The sequence below is a fragment of the Ruegeria sp. A4 genome (assembly GCF_056543025.1).
Genome location: NZ_JBQGAW010000011.1, coordinates 1 through 15,402, shown reverse-complemented (window position 1 = coordinate 15,402; position 15,402 = coordinate 1). Strand labels below are relative to the sequence as shown.

Here is a 15,402-nt window from a genome sequence, read left to right as displayed (position 1 = left end):
CGAATTCTTTCATTTTGCGCCCGCCTTTGAAACCTTGCCCCCTTTCACCCCGTCAGCTCAGCGTGCCAAGCAGTTTTTCGGCCGCGCGGGCCGGGTTCAGACGCCCGGCCGAGACTTCGGCGTTCAGGCGTTCCATCTCGGCCTTGGCCTGCGGCGTGTCGAGCCGGGCCAGAAGGGCATGGCGGACTTCCTGATCGAACCAGTATCGCGCCTGGGCGGCCCGGTTGGCTTCCCAGATACCGTTGTCGCGGCGCCACCGGGTCAGGAATTGCATCTCGTGCCAGGCTTGCTCCAGCCCTTGTTCTTCGACCGCTGAAACGGTCATTGCCTTGGGGAAACCTTCGGGATCCTGCGGGCGCTTGCGCAGCAATCGCAACGCACCGGCATAGTCTGCGCATGTCCGGGTCGCCGTGGCCTTCAGGTCGCCATCCGCCTTGTTGATCAGGATGATATCGGCCATCTCCATGATGCCACGTTTGACACCCTGCAATTCGTCCCCACCCGCCGGGGCCAACAGCAACAGGAACAGGTCCGACAATTCGGACACCACCGTTTCGGACTGCCCGACGCCCACGGTTTCAATCAGCACCACGTCATAGCCTGCGGCCTCGCATAGGGCGATGGCCTCACGCGTCCGTCGGGCAACGCCCCCGAGATGGCTCTGGCTGGGGGAGGGGCGGATAAAGGCGTTCTTCTCGCGGCTCAGGCGTTCCATCCGGGTTTTGTCCCCCAGAATCGAGCCGCCCGAACGGGCAGAGCTGGGATCGACTGCCAAAACCGCGACACGCAGCCCCTGCCCTGTCAGCATCATGCCAAAGCTTTCGATGAAGGTGGACTTGCCCACCCCGGGCGTACCCGACAAACCGATCCGGAGCGCCTGACGCCCTGACCCTGCGAGCCGGGCCAACAAATCGCTGGCCTGTGCACGATGATCGGCGCGGTTGCTTTCCGCCAGAGTGATCGCGCGGGCCAGCGCCCGGCGCTCGCCCTTCAAAATCCTGTCGCTGAGGCTGTCTGTCTGCATTCTTGTCCCGATCCTAGAGGCAGGAATAGTTGCCGCGCTCGGGGGGCGTTTGTCCAGACCGCAGGTCGCCGGAAATGCGATCAAAGCGAAAGCTGCGTCAATTCGTGCGTTGCTTGGTCGTTCAGGGTTGGGTCTGCCGCCCCGGTGTCACCAGAACGCGCGCGGCGCGAGAACTGGACGCCACCTGCATGATCGCGGATAAGAGCCGGATGACGATACGCCTGCCCATCGACGACGCCATTCCCGAACTGCTGGACAGATTGCGTGCGCAGGGTCGCGCGGTGTTGCAGGCCCCACCGGGGGCGGGCAAGACCACGCGGGTTCCCCTGGCAATGCTCGAGGCGGGTTTGTGCGAAGGCAGGATCGTGATGCTGGAACCCCGGCGGCTGGCGGCCCGGGCCGCAGCCGAACGGATGGCCGAGACGTTGGGAGAACGCGCAGGCCAGACCGTGGGATACCGTGTGCGCGGCGAGGCGAAAGTGTCGAAAGACACCCGGATCGAGGTGGTGACCGAAGGCATCCTGACCCGGATGCTGCAATCCAACCCGGATCTGCCGGTAATTGGGGCGGTGATTTTCGATGAATTCCACGAACGATCTCTGAACGCCGATCTGGGGCTGGCCTTGTGCCTCGAGGTGACCGACGCATTGCGGGACGATCTGATCCTGCTGGCCATGTCAGCCACGCTGGATGCGGATCCGGTCGGCGCGTTGATGGCGGCCCCTCTGGTCACATCGGACGGGCGCAGCTTCCCGGTTGAGACGCGCTGGCTGGAACGGCCAATGGGGCCGCAAGCGCGACGGTTGGATGCGTTGATCGATCTGGTGGTGCAGGCCGAGCGTGAGACGCGGAAGTCCGGCGGCGGAATTCTGGTTTTCCTGCCAGGAGAGGGCGAAATCCGGCGCGCTGAAAGCCTTTTGTACGGTCGGTTGCCCGACAGTTGCGTGGTGCGCCCATTGTTCGGAGCCATGCCCTTTGCGGCCCAGCGTGCGGCGATTGCCCCGGTGGAACAAGGGCGCAAAGTCGTGCTGGCGACGTCGATTGCCGAAACCTCGCTGACGATCCCCGACATCAAGGTCGTGGTGGATATGGGACAGGCCCGGCGGGCTCGGTTCGATCCAGGATCGGGCATGTCCCGGCTGGTGACCGAACGGGTGACCCGGGCCGAGGCCACACAGCGCGCGGGCCGAGCCGGACGGGTGGCCGAAGGGGTGTGTTACCGGCTCTGGTCGAAGGGGGAAGACGGTGCCTTGGCCGCCTACCCGCCTGCCGAGATCGAAGCGGCGGACCTGACCGGGCTGGCGCTGGAGCTGTCCCTGTGGGGCGCTGACGCGGCCGATCTTGCCTTTCTGACACCACCTCCCGAGGGGACGATGGCCGAGGCGCGGGCTTTGCTGACGATGCTGGGCGCACTCGATACCAATGGGCGGATCACCGATCATGGGCGCGCCCTGGCGGCACTGCCCTTGCATCCCCGGTTGGGGCACATGCTTGTGCGGGCCGGTCCGAAGGCCGCCCCGTTGGCGGCGTTGATGGCCGAGCGTGACCCCCTTCGCGGCGCGCCGGTGGATATCACCCTGCGGCAAGAGGCGCTGCGCGATCCCCGGGCCTTTCAGCGCAACAGGGTCTGGCAGGTCAACATGGGCGCAGTGGATCGGATCAATGCCGAGACCAGGCGTCTGCGGAAACAGGTCAAGGGCGACTCGGCCGATCTGAGCCCCGCCGCCATGGCTGCGCTGGCCTATCCTGACCGCATCGGGCAGCGGCGCAAGGGTGACGCGCCGCGCTATGTGCTGTCAGGGGGGAAAGGCGTTGTTCTGGACAGTGCGGATTCACTGGCCAGCGCTCCGTTTCTGGTCGTCATCGACACGGATGGCAACCCGCGCGAGGCGAAGGTCCGGATGGCCACCCAGATTTCGGAACGCGACATCCGCGATCTGTTCGCGGATCAGATCGGCTGGGTCGAGACGTGCGCCTGGTCCAAACGCGAGCGGCGCGTCGTGTCGCGGCGGCAAGAGCGGTTCGGCGCGATCATATTGGACGACCGCATCTGGAAGGACGTCCCGGACGACGCCGTGGCCCGCGCGATGCTGGATGGGATACGCGATCTGGGCCTGCGGCCGGAGGGTGCCGCCGCGCGCCTGGCCGCCCGTGTCGAGCTGGTGCGCGCCGATGGCGTCGATCTGCCCGATTTTTCGGTCGCAGGCCTGATGGCCGACATGGAGGACTGGTTGCTGCCCATGCTGTCAGGGGTCAAAAGCGCCGAAGACTGGAAGAAATTCGACCTTTTGCCCGCCCTGCGCGCGCGGCTGGACTGGGCGCAGACGCAGGAGCTGGACCGGCGCGCTCCGGGGTCATTTGAAACGCCGCTGGGGCGCAAGGTGCCAATTGATTACAGCGCGGCCGTGCCGGAAATCTCGGTCCGTTTGCAGGAAGTGTTTGGCGTGACCCGACACCCGGCGATCGGTGGCCAGCCTTTGAAGATCACTCTGCTGTCACCGGCGCAGCGCCCGATCCAGATAACGCGTGACCTGCCCGGTTTCTGGGCGGGCTCTTACGCGGATGTACGCAAAGACATGAGGGCGCAATACCCCAAACACCCCTGGCCCGAAGACCCGACCCAGGCTGATCCCACGCTGAGGGCAAAACGCAGACGTGACTAGAGCCATCAGCAAAGCCCGAGCCTTGCCCATAATCCACAAAACAACCCAGAAAACCCTCAAAAATCGGCCAAACCCGGCCAAACTGGAAGGTTTAATTGAAACTCACTATTTCCGTTGTTAAGTCGAATCAACTTTGAAGGCATAGAGTAGACCGACAAAAAAACTGATGAATGCATGGCTGCAAAATATCTGGGAAGAGGTAGGACGACCGCTGTTCCTGCGCCCCCGACGGGTGCAGTTTGCGGCGTTGTGCACCCGCACTTATGACGGGCAGGACCAGGTCTTGCTGATCACCAGCCGTGACACCAAACGCTGGATCATCCCGAAAGGCTGGCCCATCGATGGTTTGAGTGGCGCGGAAACAGCCCTTCAGGAGGCCTGGGAAGAAGCCGGGGTGCGCGCGGATGCAGTTCACGATGAACCCATCGGCCAATTCACCTACGACAAGATCCTCAAAGACGGATCGGCGCAACCGGTATTGACCAATGTCTACAGGATTTCGGTGTGCGCGCTGGCCGATGACTTTCCCGAGGCCGACCAGCGCGAGCGCAGCTGGTTTTCGCCGGCTGAAGCGGCCACCCTGGTGCAAGAGCCCGAGCTTCAGGACTTGTTGCGCAAACTGTAAGGAATTCGCAACATTTCGATGGCACCCAGCTTGCCTGAGCAGCCCGATACCGTTAGTGGCGCACGATCCTTCAATATCTGACCAAGTTCATGTCTGACACGAATCCGAAACCACGCTGGCAAACGTTGGACAGCGACCTGCACCGAATTTCGCGGGTCGAAACCGCCAACATCCATGTCGCGCGCCACCTGCTGGCACCGGGGGTCGCGCTGGCCTTCATGGCGCTTGCCGGGCTGACGGCGGCGGTCTTGTTCGGTCGGGCGGATGGCAGCCATGTCGTGGTCGCGGCGGCCGCGTTCGGGGCCTATATGGCGATCAATGTCGGTGCCAATGACGTGGCCAACAACATGGGCCCAGCGGTCGGCGCGAATGTGCTGACCATGGGCGGCGCTATCGTGATTGCCGCCATTGCCGAAAGCGCTGGTGCGTTGCTTGCGGGGGGTGACGTGGTCTCGACCATCTCCAAGGGGATTGTCGACCCCGCCTCGGTGCAAAACAGCGAGGTGTTCATCTGGGCCATGATGGCGGCGCTGATATCTTCGGCCATGTGGGTCAACCTGGCGACCTGGATCGGCGCCCCTGTGTCCACAACGCATTCAGTCGTGGGCGGGGTGATGGGTGCAGGCATTGCAGCAGCGGGCCTGAGCGCGGTGAGCTGGGGCACGATGAGTGCAATTGCAGCCAGCTGGGTGATTTCGCCGATACTCGGCGGTGCGGTTGCCGCGGCTTTTCTGGCGCTGATCAAGTCGAAAATCCAGAATCAGGACGACAAGATTGCCGCCGCGCGCAAGTGGGTACCTTTCCTTTTGGCGGTGATGGCGGGGGCATTTGCCACCTATCTGTCCGTCAAAGGCCTGCAACGGATCGTGCATATCGATCCCAAGATGGCCCTATTGATCGGGTTGGGCGTGGGGCTGCTGACCTGGTCCGTGACCGTCCCGTGGGTCAAGCGCAGATCCGAAGGGATGGAGAACCGAACCCGGTCGCTGAAGACGCTGTTTGGCCTGCCGCTTGTGATCTCGGCCACGTTCCTGAGCTTTGCCCACGGCGCAAATGACGTGGCCAATGCGGTCGGCCCGCTGGCTGCGATTGTCCACGCGGCCGAATTCGGAGAGTTCGCCGCGAAAGTTCCAATCCCGCTTTGGGTGATGATCATCGGAGCGTTCGGGATTTCCTTCGGTCTGTTCCTGTTCGGCCCTAGGCTGATCCGGATGGTGGGCCGCCAGATCACCAAGCTGAACCCGATACGCGCCTTTTGCGTCGCCCTGTCGGCGGCGATCACCGTGATTCTGGCCAGCTGGCTTGGCCTGCCGGTCAGTTCGACCCATATCGCTGTTGGTGCCGTCTTTGGCGTCGGCTTCTACCGCGAGTGGGATTCCGAGCGCCGGCGCAAGCAGGGAAAGCTTCAACGCAAAGCACAACACCTTGCTCCAGAAGAATACCGCCGGCGCAAGCTGGTACGGCGGTCGCATTTCATGACCATCGTGGCCGCATGGATTGTCACCGTGCCCGCCGCCGCAACCATGTCGGCCGTCATTTACTGGGTGCTGACCGCGTTCGCCTGAGGGATGACGTCAGAGCCTGATCTGTTCCGGCGACAACGGGTGATCGGGTGCATGTTTGATCAGGTCGGACACCTGCGTGCAGATGGGTGTCGGCACTCCGGTTTCGTGTCCCATCCGGATGATGTGACCTTGCAGGCTGTCAATTTCCGTTTGCCGCTCAGCCATGAGGTCATAGGCCATGGACGTTCGCGCGCTCGGGTCGATTGTCAGCATCCGGGCCGCGATCCGGGTGAACAGCGGTGTCGGCAGCCGCAGAATATGCGGGGTCATCCATGCCGGAAGCGGTGTGGTCGAGGCCACGGGATGACCCGCCGCCTTGAGGACGGTCAGCGCCTCGGACATCTGATCCGCCATAAGATTGCGCCAGTCGCGGTTCATCAGCTGATCCACCAGCGTGAGGCCCGACAAGGCATTGAGCGCATTGTTCAGGTTGATCACCAGCTTGCCCCATTGCACGGCTTCGATCTGGTCGCTGGACGTGACGGGAAGGTCTGCGCTGCTCAGCTGCGCGGCCAGATCACCAGCGCCGCTTTGGATGACGATCTCTCCGGACGTGGCCCGATGATAGGTGGCGGGGGCAGTCGGCACCACGTTGAACGGAACCATTCCGGCGCGTATGTCGCGCCCAGGAAGGGCATTGCGCAACGTCTCGGTGGCCTCGATCCCGTTCTGCCAGGACAGGACAGGCGCATCCCGGGGCGCAAAGGCGCCTATCTGCTCGGCCATATCCGATGTTGCGCCCGATTTGACCGTTACAATGACAAGTTCGGCCCGGCCTAGGCAGGCCGGATCTTCGCTGAGCACCAGAGATTCAGGCGGGACCGTGTAATCAAGGCCGTCGAAATCCGTAACCGTCAGCCGGCGCTCACGGATCGGGTCCAGCACATGCGCGCGCCCCAGCAGGGTCACGGAATGCCCCGACCGGGCCAGCAAGGCTCCGCAGAAGCAGCCAATGCTGCCCGCGCCAGCAAGGACAAGTTTCATGATACCCCCTCCGGTACACCCGAAAAGGATCACCGCAAACGTCCTGTGACACAAGCCCGCTTGCCCCCGACGTCACGCGTTAGCGGGCCAGCCGGGGTTTGGTGCGCTCAAGCTCTTTGGAAATAGGGATAAATTCCTGATCGTCACCCGGAGGCAGTTGAAATGCACCATTGGCCCAATCGGCGCTTTTCCACTCACGGGTTGCGGTTTCGATCTTTTCCTTCGAAGACGAAACGAAATTCCACCAGATGTAGCGGTCTTCATTCAGGGTCGCTCCGCCCAGCAGCATCAGCCGCGCGCCCAGCGCACCGGCCTTGACAGACAGCTTGTCCCCGGGCCGGAACACCATCATGCGGCCCTCGTCAAACCTGTCACCCGCGATTTCGACCGAACCTTGCGTGACATAGACACCTCGATCTTCGTGGTCGTCAGGCAGAGGCAAAGACGCGCCGGGTTCCAATTGCACGTCGAGATAGAAGGTTTCGGACAGCATCGTGACCGGGCTGGTCTCACCATAAGCTGAACCCAGGATCAATCGGGCACTGACGCCTGCATCCTGAATATGCGGCAGCGCGGCCTGTTTGTGATGTTCGAAATCCGGGGCCATATCCTCATGCGCTTCGGGCAAGGCGATCCAGGTCTGAATGCCGAACAGGCTGTGTTTCCTGCCGCGTGTTTCGTCACTGGTGCGCTCGGAATGGGTGACACCACGCCCTGCTACCATCCAATTGACCTCGCCGGGATAGATCAACTGATGTGTGCCAAGGCTGTCACGGTGCTCGAATTCGCCCTGGTACAGATAGGTGACCGTGCCCAGTCCGATATGGGGGTGGGGCCGCACGTCGATGCCGCCTTCGGTGATGAATTCAGCGGGCCCCATTTGATCGAAAAATATGAAAGGGCCCACCAACTGTCGTTTTACCGAAGGCAATGCGCGGCGCACTTCGAACCCTCCCAGGTCACGGGCACGCGGGATGATTAATGTGTCCAGCGCCGGATTCTCCGAGATGCAGTCCGGATTGTGTGTCGGGTTCCAACTCATTTCAGCTCTCCCTTCGTTGCAGATGGTCAGGCCACCCGCTTTCACTCAGGTAAGAAATAGCCACGCAAAGCAGCCCATAAAGTGCACAATCGCACAGACGGAGTGCGGCGCCGTTCCGATCAACGCGGCCAAAGTTGCGGGAAAAACGGCCCGTCAATCCGATCCCCCTCGCCATAGCCTGCCGCCTCGAACTGCGCACGCTCGTCCTTGGCCCAGTCGCCGCGATACCGGATGACACCATCAGGTGCCGTCATGCGAAGGGTGAAGCGCCGCACCGTTTCCGACGGCGTGGTCGAGGACAGCCCGCCATGCAGCGTTCGCATGTCGAAAAAGATACAATCCCCAAGCTCCAGATCCCATTGCAGCAACTCATACGCGCCGGGGTCGGCATTGACATCGGGTGGCGGGTGATAGGTCAGTCCGGCGACTTCGGTGGGCTCATAGCTGGGATGCCCATCGGCAAACCGCACCCGCATGAACAGCTTGTCCCACAGGTGTGAGCCTTTCACGAATGCGATGCCGTTTTCCTTGGTCACGGGTTCCAGCGGCAGCCAAAGGACACACATCGTGCCTTCGAAGTCGAAGTAAGACAGGTCCTGATGGAAGGGCGGGCGCGAGGTCGAGCCGGCCTCGCGCAGGAACCAGTTGTCCATGACGAGGTTGATGGACGGTGCCCCCAGCAACCTGGCAGCAAGCGGTGCGCAGGGGGACTTATGAACGAATTCGTTGAATTGCGGGATTTTGTTCCAGGCCCAGTAGTCTTCGTAATAGCCCGGGGCGTTCGGATCCTTGGTATGACGGGTGAAATTATCGGTCGGATTGTCAAGATCGGCGTCGATACCTGCACGCAGCAATGACAACCAGTCGGATGAGAATTTCGACCGCAGAACAATAGCGCCATCGCGTTGGAAGGCGGCAATGTCTTCCTGTGTAACCAGATCTGCTGTCGTCATGGAAGGATCATCCCGATGTGGTTCGGTGGCCCCGAGCATCGCACCACGCACCGCCAGAGGTCAAAGAGATTCGTTTCGACGATCCGGATTCACTCACAGAACCGTGAGGGCGCGGGGATCCAACCGCGCACGGCCTCGGATTTTGAAAGAAACATGCTATGTTTCAGATGGAAGCCGCAGACTGACAAGATTGGATCGCGTATTGGAGGTTTCTCGATGACAGATGCGTTGCTGTCCCGTCGTTCCCTGATCACCCAAGGTGTTGCCGTTTTGGCGACCGGCGCCACAGGGCTTTTGGTGCCTGCCCGCGCAGCCGGGATTGCGCCGACGCCTTCGATGCGGGGCGGATCGAACAACTATCGCCCCGGTGCGCCAATCGTGGACCGGATCGGTGGCGGCGGGTTCTGGATGACCGGCACCGTACGACGGGCGGGCGATGGCGCTCCCCTGCCCGGCCAGCGCATTCAGATCTGGGCCCATACCACAGAAGGGCACGAGCGTGACCCGCAAAGCCATGGGGCGACCTTGACGGATGAAAAGGGTGAATTCCGCCTGGAAATGCCGCAGATCGTTCCTGCATTCGGTCAACCGCACGGGCATCTGGCCTATGACAGCGGCGCGTTCGAAACCGTGTTCCTGCGGCCTGTGATGTCCAGTTCCAAAGACAAGACACTGGCTGCGCATTTCGTGTTGCAACCGCTCTGATCCCGGTGATCCGAACCGGTGTCATTTGGGCGACCCTGATCGCCGCCCTTGCCGTTCCTTTAATCGCTGCGGCAGGCAGCCCGTATCTTGCGTGGCGCGATCCAACCTATATCCTCGCCGGGTTTGCCGGAATTCTGAGCTTGGGCCTGCTGTTGCTGCAACCGCTTCTGGCCGGAAGAAACCTTCCGGGCCTGTCCGCAGTGATGAGCCGCCACATTCACCGCTGGATCGGCCTGACCCTGGTGCTGGCGATTGTGGTCCATGTCGCGGGGTTGTGGCTTACCAGCCCGCCGGATGTGGTGGATGCGTTGTTGTTCGTATCGCCAACGCCGTTCTCGGCCTGGGGTGTCATTGCCATGTGGGCCGCTTTCGGGGCGGCCCTGTTAGGGGTCTTCCGCAAACGCCTGCGCCTGCGTTTTCGTCTTTGGCGGCTGAGCCACACCGCACTGGCCGGGGTGACGATTGTCGGCAGCCTTGTTCACGCCATGCTGATCGAAGGCACGATGGAGATCGCAACCAAAACAGCGCTTTGCGCACTGGTCCTTCTGGCGAGCGCAAGTACGCTCGCCAAATTGAAAGTGTGGGATATCCGTCGACGCCCTTAGACGCCCAGGCACCAGCGCATCACCGCCTTTTGTGCATGCAGACGGTTTTCGGCCTCATCAAAAATGACCGAGTTCGGTCCATCCATGACCTCGGAGGTCGCTTCTTCCTCGCGGTGGGCCGGCAGGCAATGCATGAACAGCGCATCCGGTTTGGCGTGCGACATGAGTTCAGTGTTGACCTGATAGGGACGCAGCATGTTGTGGCGGCGTTCCTTGGCCGACTGGGAATCATGCATCGAAACCCAGGTGTCCGCGACGACGAGGTCCGCGCCTTCCACCGCTTTGTGCGGATCCCTTTCGATCACGATTTTCGAACCTTTCTGGCGGGCAAACCCCATGAACTCTTCTTCCGGGTCAAGCTGAGCGGGGCCGGTGAAGGTCAGATCGAATCCGAATTGACCGGCGGCGTGCAGGAAGGAAGCGCAGACATTGTTGCCATCGCCGGTCCAGACCACCTTTTTGCCGGCGATGGGGCCGCGATGTTCCTCGAATGTCAGAACGTCGGCCATGATCTGGCAGGGATGGGTGCGGTCGGTCAGGCCGTTGATCACCGGAACGTCCGAGTATTCGGCCATTTCGGTCAGGATGGTTTCATCGAAGGTGCGGATCATGATCATGTCGACATAGCGCGACAGCACGCGGGCGGTGTCGGCGATGGTTTCGCCGTGACCCAGCTGCATGTCCTTGCCGGACAGCACCATGGTCTGCCCGCCCATCTGGCGCACGCCCACATCGAAAGACACGCGCGTCCGCGTCGAAGGTTTTTCGAAGATCAGCGCCACCATCCGATCTTTCAGCGGCTGTTCGTCGTCAGGGGCGGCCTTGGGGCGGCCCAAACGCGCCTGTTTCATCACGCCCGCCTGATCGATCATGGCCCGCAAATCGGTGGAATCGGTTTTGTGGATATCAAGAAAATGGTTCATGTCGGTTCGTTTCCTGGCTGTCGGTTGCCGGGGGCGCTGCCCCCGGACCCCCGGAGTATTTGGGAAAAGATGAAAATCAGGCGGTTTGGAGCTGGGTCTCGATCTGCCGGGCGGTCTTGTCGAGGCGGATCATGGCCTGAGCGATATCGTCCTCGGTCAGGGTGAGAGGCGGCAGAAGGCGGATCACGTTGTCGGCGGCGGGAACGGTGATGACGAGGTTGTCATAGCCCGCATTGACCACGTCGATATTGGCAGGCTTGCACTTGAGGCCGAGCATCAGGCCCGATCCGCGCACCTCTTCGAACACCTCAGGGTGATCTGCGATCAGGGCTTCGAGCTTTTGGCGCAGCAGGCCCGCCTTGCGGTTGACGCTTTCCAAAAACGCAGGTGTTGCCACATGATCGATCACCGCGCAGCCCACCGCACAGCCCAGCGGGTTGCCGCCATAGGTCGAACCGTGGGTGCCCGCGGTCATGCCGGATGCCGCGTCCTCGGTCGCCATGACGGCCCCCAGCGGGAAGCCGCCGCCGATGCCCTTGGCGACCATCATGATATCAGGGGCGATGCCGGCCCATTCATGGGCAAAGAGCTTGCCTGTCCGGCCGACCCCGCACTGGACTTCATCAAGGATCAGCAGCAGCCCGTTGTCGTCGCAGATCTGGCGCAGCGCCTTGAGTTCGGCGTCGGGGACCGGGCGAATACCGCCCTCGCCTTGGATGGGCTCGATCAGGATCGCGGCGGTCTTGTCGGTGATGGTGTCGGTCACGCCGTCGAGGTCTCCGAATGCCACATGCACGAAACCCGGCAGCAGAGGGCCGAAGCCGTTGGTCATTTTCTCGGACCCGGCAGCGGCGATGCCGGCTGACGACCGGCCGTGGAAGGAACCGTCGAAAGTGATGATCTCGACCCGCTCGGGCTGACCTTTGTCATGGAAATACTTGCGGGCCATTTTCACGGCCAGTTCGCAGGATTCCGTGCCGGAGTTCGTGAAGAAAACCGTATCGGCAAAACTGTGTTCCACCAGCTTGTCAGCCAAGGCCTGTTGCTGAGGAATGTTGTACAGGTTCGAGACATGCCACAGCGCATGGGCCTGGTCAGTCAGCGCGGCCACCAAGGCCGGATGGGCATGGCCCAGCGCGTTCACGGCGATCCCTGCGCCGAGGTCCAGGAAACGTCGGCCATCCGCCTCGGTCAGCCAGGCGCCTTCGCCCTTTACGAATGTCAGGGGCGCACGGTTATAGGTCGGCAGAACGGACGGGATCATGGGATCATCCTTTTCAGGTAGTTTGAGCCTCGTGAGTGATACACGAAGGCCCTGTTCGTCAACAATTTTGGTGAGGTCTGTGCCGATTTGCCGGGCACATGAGATCAAACAGGCCGGTTACGCAAAGATGCGTCGGCGTCGGAGCAGTTGGATATGCACATGTTTGATCATGGCCGACCGTATAGCGATGCTTGCGCAGGTTGGAAAGCCAGTATTTTGCAGGGATCGAATTTTGCCCTTGCCAAAGCCTGTGCAACCGCGCACCGCTTGGCCATGTTCGAACCCAAGCACCATAATCCTCCGCTTGCCGCTGCGCTGATTTTTGTCGCCACCGCCTTTATCGCCGCGACGACGCTGCTGGCCAAGGCGCTGGGGACGGATGCGTTGGGGCCGCCCTTGCATGCCATGCAGATCAGTCACGGGAGGTTTCTGTTTGCCCTGCTGGCGATTGTGCTGGCGGTTGCAACTCTGCGGCCCCGGTTGGTGCGGCCCCATTGGGGGCTTCACGTCGGGCGGACCAGTTTTGGCTGGGCGGGGGTGACATTGATGTTCGCATCGGTTGCCTTCATTCCGATGGCGGATGCGACGGCCATATCTTTTCTGAACCCTGTCTTTGGTATGGTGCTGGCCATTCCGCTGCTGCAAGAGCGGGTTGGTCCTTGGCGCTGGCTGGCGGCGGCTGTCGCCTTGACGGGCGCGATGATCCTGCTTCGCCCGACCCCCGCCAGCTTTCAGCCCGCAGCCCTTCTGGCGCTGGCGGCGGCTGCGCTGATCGGGATGGAGCTGATTTTCATCAAAAAGCTGTCCGGGCGCGAGCCACCGATGCAGATCCTGCTGATCAACAACGCGATGGGGGTGCTGATCGCCACTTTAGCTGTCAGCTTCGTCTTTCAGATGCCAACCCCGCAGCAGTGGGCGGCATTGGTGGGGATCGGCGTTCTGATGGCCTGCGCCCAGGCCTGTTTCGTCAACGGCATGGCGCGGGCGGATGCATCCTTCGTGGCCCCTATCAGCTATGCCACGCTGATCTTTGCCGCCCTTTACGACTTTGCGGTCTTTGATGTGATCCCCGACTGGATCAGTCTGGTCGGATCTGCGACCATCCTGGCCGGCGGGCTGATCCTGGTCTGGCGAGAAGCGGTGCGGCGCCGCGCCTGAGAGCCTGCCCCGCACGGCGGGAGCGGGTGCGCCTGCATCCCGGCCCGTGCAACCGGCCGCGATGGCCGGGCCGCGCTAAGCCTTGAGGCGATATCCGGTGCGCAGCATCAGCCAGGTGATGGCTCCGATCACGAAAGTCGCAAACGTACATACCGCCATCCCCAGCCACGGAGAGCTGTCGGACACTCCGATCATTCCATAGCGCAAACCATCGATCAGATAGAACACCGGGTTCAGGTGGGTCAGGCGGTTCAGCACGGGCGGCAGCGCCTCGACCGAGTAGAACGTACCCGACAGGAAGGCCAGCGGCGTGACGATAAAGTTGGTGATTGCTGCCATCTGGTCGAACTTGTTGGCGAAGATACCGGCAAACAGGCCCAACGCGCCCATGAATGCCCCACCCAGAACAACAAAGGTCAGCGCGATCAGGGGGTGCTGAGGCGCAATGGAGAGCAAGACCAGAAACGCAATCGAGATCACCAGTGCGATCATCACGCCTCGGGCAATACCCCCCGCGAGGTAACCCAGCAGAATCTCGAGCGGTGACAGCGGTGGCATCAGGGTATCAACGATATTGCCCTGCACCTTGGCGATCACCATCGAGGACGAGGTGTTGGCAAAGGCATTCTGTATCACCGTCATCATCATGATCCCCGGCGCCAGAAACATCACAAACGGCACACCCATGACATCGGGCCGGCTGGGTCCGATGGCGATGGTGAAGATCAACAGGAACAGCCCCGCCGTAACCAGAGGTGCCAGAACCGTCTGCGTCCAGACGGCCAGAAAACGCAGGGTTTCGCGCTGCGCCAGCGTGTACAGGCCCATCCAGTTGACTGCTCCGAAGCGACGCGCGGTCTGATCTGCGGGATTTTGCATGATTTGCCCTCGAGCTGATTCGAAGACAGCTTGTAACTCGGGCAGCAGTGTTTAGAATAGGGGGCTGAGACGAATTCCCAAGGCGGCCCGAATCCGGGGCCGCTTTCCGCTTTTGAAAGGCTAACGATGTCCTGGACAGACGAGCGTGTTGAACTGCTGAAGAAGATGTGGGGCGAAGGCCAGTCGGCCAGCCAGATTGCCAAGGAACTAGGCGGCGTGACCCGCAATGCGGTGATCGGCAAGGTGCACCGCCTGGGCCTATCGAACCGGACGGCAGGCGCATCCCCGGCCAAGGCGGAACCGAAAGAAAAACCGGCGCCCGCCCCCAAGGCCGAGGCCAAGCCCAAACCTGCACCCAAGACCGAACCGGCGCGTCCGGCCCCGGCCCCGACCGCCGAGGCGAAACCGGTCGTTCCGGCCCGCCGTCAGATCATCCCCGCCGGTCAGCCGCTGCCACCGCAGCCATCGGCCAACGAGATCAGCCCCGAGGCGCTGGCCAAGGTCAACGAGGTTGAAAAGAAAGCCAAGAAGCTGACTTTGATGGAATTGACCGAGAAGACCTGCAAATGGCCAGTGGGCGACCCCGCGACCGAGGATTTCTGGTTCTGCGGCCTTCCCGTTGAGGCGGGCAAACCCTATTGCGAGGCGCATGTGGGCGTGGCCTTCCAGCCGATGAGCTCGCGCAGGGATCGTCGGCGGTAATTGCGAACACAAGAACCTAAATCATGTCTATGGAACGTGAAAAGGGCGCAGGCATTTCGCCACGCCTCTTACCGGAGGCGTTGCATAGTCAAGAGCGACGCAAGGCGTAACGGGTTCTTACAAAGAAAACGCCCTCGCTGAATGCTGCGAGGGTGTTTTAGTTCGGAGCGTCAGCTTTGCGGACAAAGCAGGCTTTGTCATCCGCAGCAGCTATCGCCGTTCTGGATCGGCGGGCAAGGCACCGTTGCATAGGAGCAGTAGACACAACAATCCCCTTCCAATGGTTTCAAGACTGCTGCGCAAGACTTGC

15 protein-coding genes are annotated in these 15,402 nt (G+C 61.8%); 7 read left to right on the top strand and 8 right to left on the bottom strand.

The genetic code is table 11. The features are described 5' to 3' along the window. Positions 1–52: 52 nt before the first annotated feature. The gene (meaB, locus tag ACR0E2_RS19035) at positions 53–1,024 is read right to left on the bottom strand and encodes a methylmalonyl Co-A mutase-associated GTPase MeaB (RefSeq protein ID WP_171229644.1); all 972 of its coding nucleotides are present in this window, start codon (positions 1,022–1,024) and stop codon (positions 53–55) included. Between the two features lie 209 nt (positions 1,025–1,233). Between meaB and hrpB the strand changes: the two genes are divergently transcribed. From hrpB to ACR0E2_RS19020, 3 genes are all read left to right on the top strand, one after another. Next, positions 1,234–3,687 carry an ATP-dependent helicase HrpB gene (gene hrpB / locus ACR0E2_RS19030; RefSeq protein ID WP_480447590.1) on the top strand — a complete coding sequence of 818 codons (2,454 nt, stop codon included), beginning with the start codon at positions 1,234–1,236 and terminating at the stop codon, positions 3,685–3,687. Between the two features lie 166 nt (positions 3,688–3,853). Further along, complete coding sequence (locus tag ACR0E2_RS19025; RefSeq protein ID WP_480447535.1) at positions 3,854–4,312, top strand: NUDIX hydrolase; 459 nt, start codon at positions 3,854–3,856, stop codon at positions 4,310–4,312. Positions 4,313–4,401: 89 nt separating this feature from the next. After that, the gene (locus tag ACR0E2_RS19020; protein ID WP_480447534.1) at positions 4,402–5,877 is read left to right on the top strand and encodes an inorganic phosphate transporter; all 1,476 of its coding nucleotides are present in this window, start codon (positions 4,402–4,404) and stop codon (positions 5,875–5,877) included. A 9-nt stretch (positions 5,878–5,886) separates the two neighbouring features. Here ACR0E2_RS19020 and ACR0E2_RS19015 read toward each other — a convergent pair whose 3' ends face one another. The 3 genes from ACR0E2_RS19015 to ACR0E2_RS19005 all read right to left on the bottom strand — a co-directional run bounded on the left by ACR0E2_RS19015 (position 5,887) and on the right by ACR0E2_RS19005 (position 8,856). Further along, positions 5,887–6,861 carry a 2-dehydropantoate 2-reductase gene (locus ACR0E2_RS19015; RefSeq protein ID WP_480447533.1) on the bottom strand — a complete coding sequence of 325 codons (975 nt, stop codon included), beginning with the start codon at positions 6,859–6,861 and terminating at the stop codon, positions 5,887–5,889. 79 nt (positions 6,862–6,940) lie between these two features. After that, a complete protein-coding gene (locus ACR0E2_RS19010) occupies positions 6,941–7,903 on the bottom strand; it encodes a pirin family protein (protein WP_480447532.1) in 963 nt (320 codons plus the stop codon). Positions 7,904–8,022: 119 nt separating this feature from the next. Continuing rightward, a complete protein-coding gene (locus ACR0E2_RS19005) occupies positions 8,023–8,856 on the bottom strand; it encodes a phytanoyl-CoA dioxygenase family protein (RefSeq protein ID WP_480447531.1) in 834 nt (277 codons plus the stop codon). 216 nt (positions 8,857–9,072) lie between these two features. Here ACR0E2_RS19005 and ACR0E2_RS19000 point away from each other — a divergent pair, with 216 nt between their 5' ends. Together ACR0E2_RS19000 and ACR0E2_RS18995 are read left to right on the top strand one after the other, a co-directional pair. Further along, positions 9,073–9,561 carry a peptidase associated/transthyretin-like domain-containing protein gene (locus ACR0E2_RS19000; protein WP_171117607.1) on the top strand — a complete coding sequence of 163 codons (489 nt, stop codon included), beginning with the start codon at positions 9,073–9,075 and terminating at the stop codon, positions 9,559–9,561. Between the two features lie 8 nt (positions 9,562–9,569). After that, positions 9,570–10,166, top strand: coding sequence for a ferric reductase-like transmembrane domain-containing protein (locus ACR0E2_RS18995; protein WP_480447589.1), 597 nt, complete (start codon positions 9,570–9,572; stop codon positions 10,164–10,166). Here ACR0E2_RS18995 and argF read toward each other — a convergent pair. Beyond that, positions 10,163–11,089, bottom strand: coding sequence for an ornithine carbamoyltransferase (argF, locus tag ACR0E2_RS18990; protein ID WP_480447530.1), 927 nt, complete (start codon positions 11,087–11,089; stop codon positions 10,163–10,165). The genes ACR0E2_RS18995 and argF overlap by 4 nt on opposite strands. Before the next feature lie 76 nt (positions 11,090–11,165). Beyond that, on the bottom strand, positions 11,166–12,353 hold the full coding sequence (locus ACR0E2_RS18985) for an acetylornithine transaminase (RefSeq protein WP_480447529.1): 1,188 nt from the start codon (positions 12,351–12,353) through the stop codon (positions 11,166–11,168). Positions 12,354–12,626: 273 nt separating this feature from the next. On the opposite strand from ACR0E2_RS18985, the gene ACR0E2_RS18980 reads away from it, so the two are divergent. Further along, positions 12,627–13,511, top strand: a complete 885-nt coding sequence (locus tag ACR0E2_RS18980; RefSeq protein WP_171232548.1) for a DMT family transporter — start codon at positions 12,627–12,629, stop codon at positions 13,509–13,511. 75 nt (positions 13,512–13,586) lie between these two features. On the opposite strand, the gene ACR0E2_RS18975 is transcribed toward ACR0E2_RS18980, so the two are convergent. Continuing rightward, a complete protein-coding gene (locus ACR0E2_RS18975) occupies positions 13,587–14,390 on the bottom strand; it encodes an ABC transporter permease (protein ID WP_152457301.1) in 804 nt (267 codons plus the stop codon). A gap of 126 nt (positions 14,391–14,516) precedes the next feature. Between ACR0E2_RS18975 and ACR0E2_RS18970 the strand changes: the two genes are divergently transcribed. Beyond that, positions 14,517–15,092 carry a GcrA family cell cycle regulator gene (locus ACR0E2_RS18970; RefSeq protein ID WP_152457300.1) on the top strand — a complete coding sequence of 192 codons (576 nt, stop codon included), beginning with the start codon at positions 14,517–14,519 and terminating at the stop codon, positions 15,090–15,092. A 197-nt stretch (positions 15,093–15,289) separates the two neighbouring features. Here ACR0E2_RS18970 and ACR0E2_RS18965 read toward each other — a convergent pair. Next, positions 15,290–15,402: GDCCVxC domain-containing (seleno)protein (locus tag ACR0E2_RS18965; protein ID WP_480447588.1), on the bottom strand; the 113-nt coding region annotated here is incomplete at its 5' end.

Bases quoted from the DNA above. Each gene is read 5' to 3' on its own strand.
- ACR0E2_RS18970 (WP_152457300.1), top strand. From the start codon at position 14,517: ATGTCCTGGACAGACGAGCGTGTTGAACTGCTGAAGAAGATGTGGGGC.
- ACR0E2_RS19005 (WP_480447531.1), bottom strand. From the start codon at position 8,856: ATGACGACAGCAGATCTGGTTACACAGGAAGACATTGCCGCCTTCCAA.
- ACR0E2_RS19020 (WP_480447534.1), top strand. From the start codon at position 4,402: ATGTCTGACACGAATCCGAAACCACGCTGGCAAACGTTGGACAGCGAC.
- ACR0E2_RS19000 (WP_171117607.1), top strand. From the start codon at position 9,073: ATGACAGATGCGTTGCTGTCCCGTCGTTCCCTGATCACCCAAGGTGTT.
- argF (WP_480447530.1), bottom strand. From the start codon at position 11,089: ATGAACCATTTTCTTGATATCCACAAAACCGATTCCACCGATTTGCGG.
- ACR0E2_RS18980 (WP_171232548.1), top strand. From the start codon at position 12,627: ATGTTCGAACCCAAGCACCATAATCCTCCGCTTGCCGCTGCGCTGATT.
- ACR0E2_RS18975 (WP_152457301.1), bottom strand. From the start codon at position 14,390: ATGCAAAATCCCGCAGATCAGACCGCGCGTCGCTTCGGAGCAGTCAAC.
- hrpB (WP_480447590.1), top strand. From the start codon at position 1,234: ATGACGATACGCCTGCCCATCGACGACGCCATTCCCGAACTGCTGGAC.
- ACR0E2_RS19010 (WP_480447532.1), bottom strand. From the start codon at position 7,903: ATGAGTTGGAACCCGACACACAATCCGGACTGCATCTCGGAGAATCCG.
- meaB (WP_171229644.1), bottom strand. From the start codon at position 1,024: ATGCAGACAGACAGCCTCAGCGACAGGATTTTGAAGGGCGAGCGCCGG.
- ACR0E2_RS19025 (WP_480447535.1), top strand. From the start codon at position 3,854: ATGAATGCATGGCTGCAAAATATCTGGGAAGAGGTAGGACGACCGCTG.
- ACR0E2_RS18985 (WP_480447529.1), bottom strand. From the start codon at position 12,353: ATGATCCCGTCCGTTCTGCCGACCTATAACCGTGCGCCCCTGACATTC.
- ACR0E2_RS19015 (WP_480447533.1), bottom strand. From the start codon at position 6,861: ATGAAACTTGTCCTTGCTGGCGCGGGCAGCATTGGCTGCTTCTGCGGA.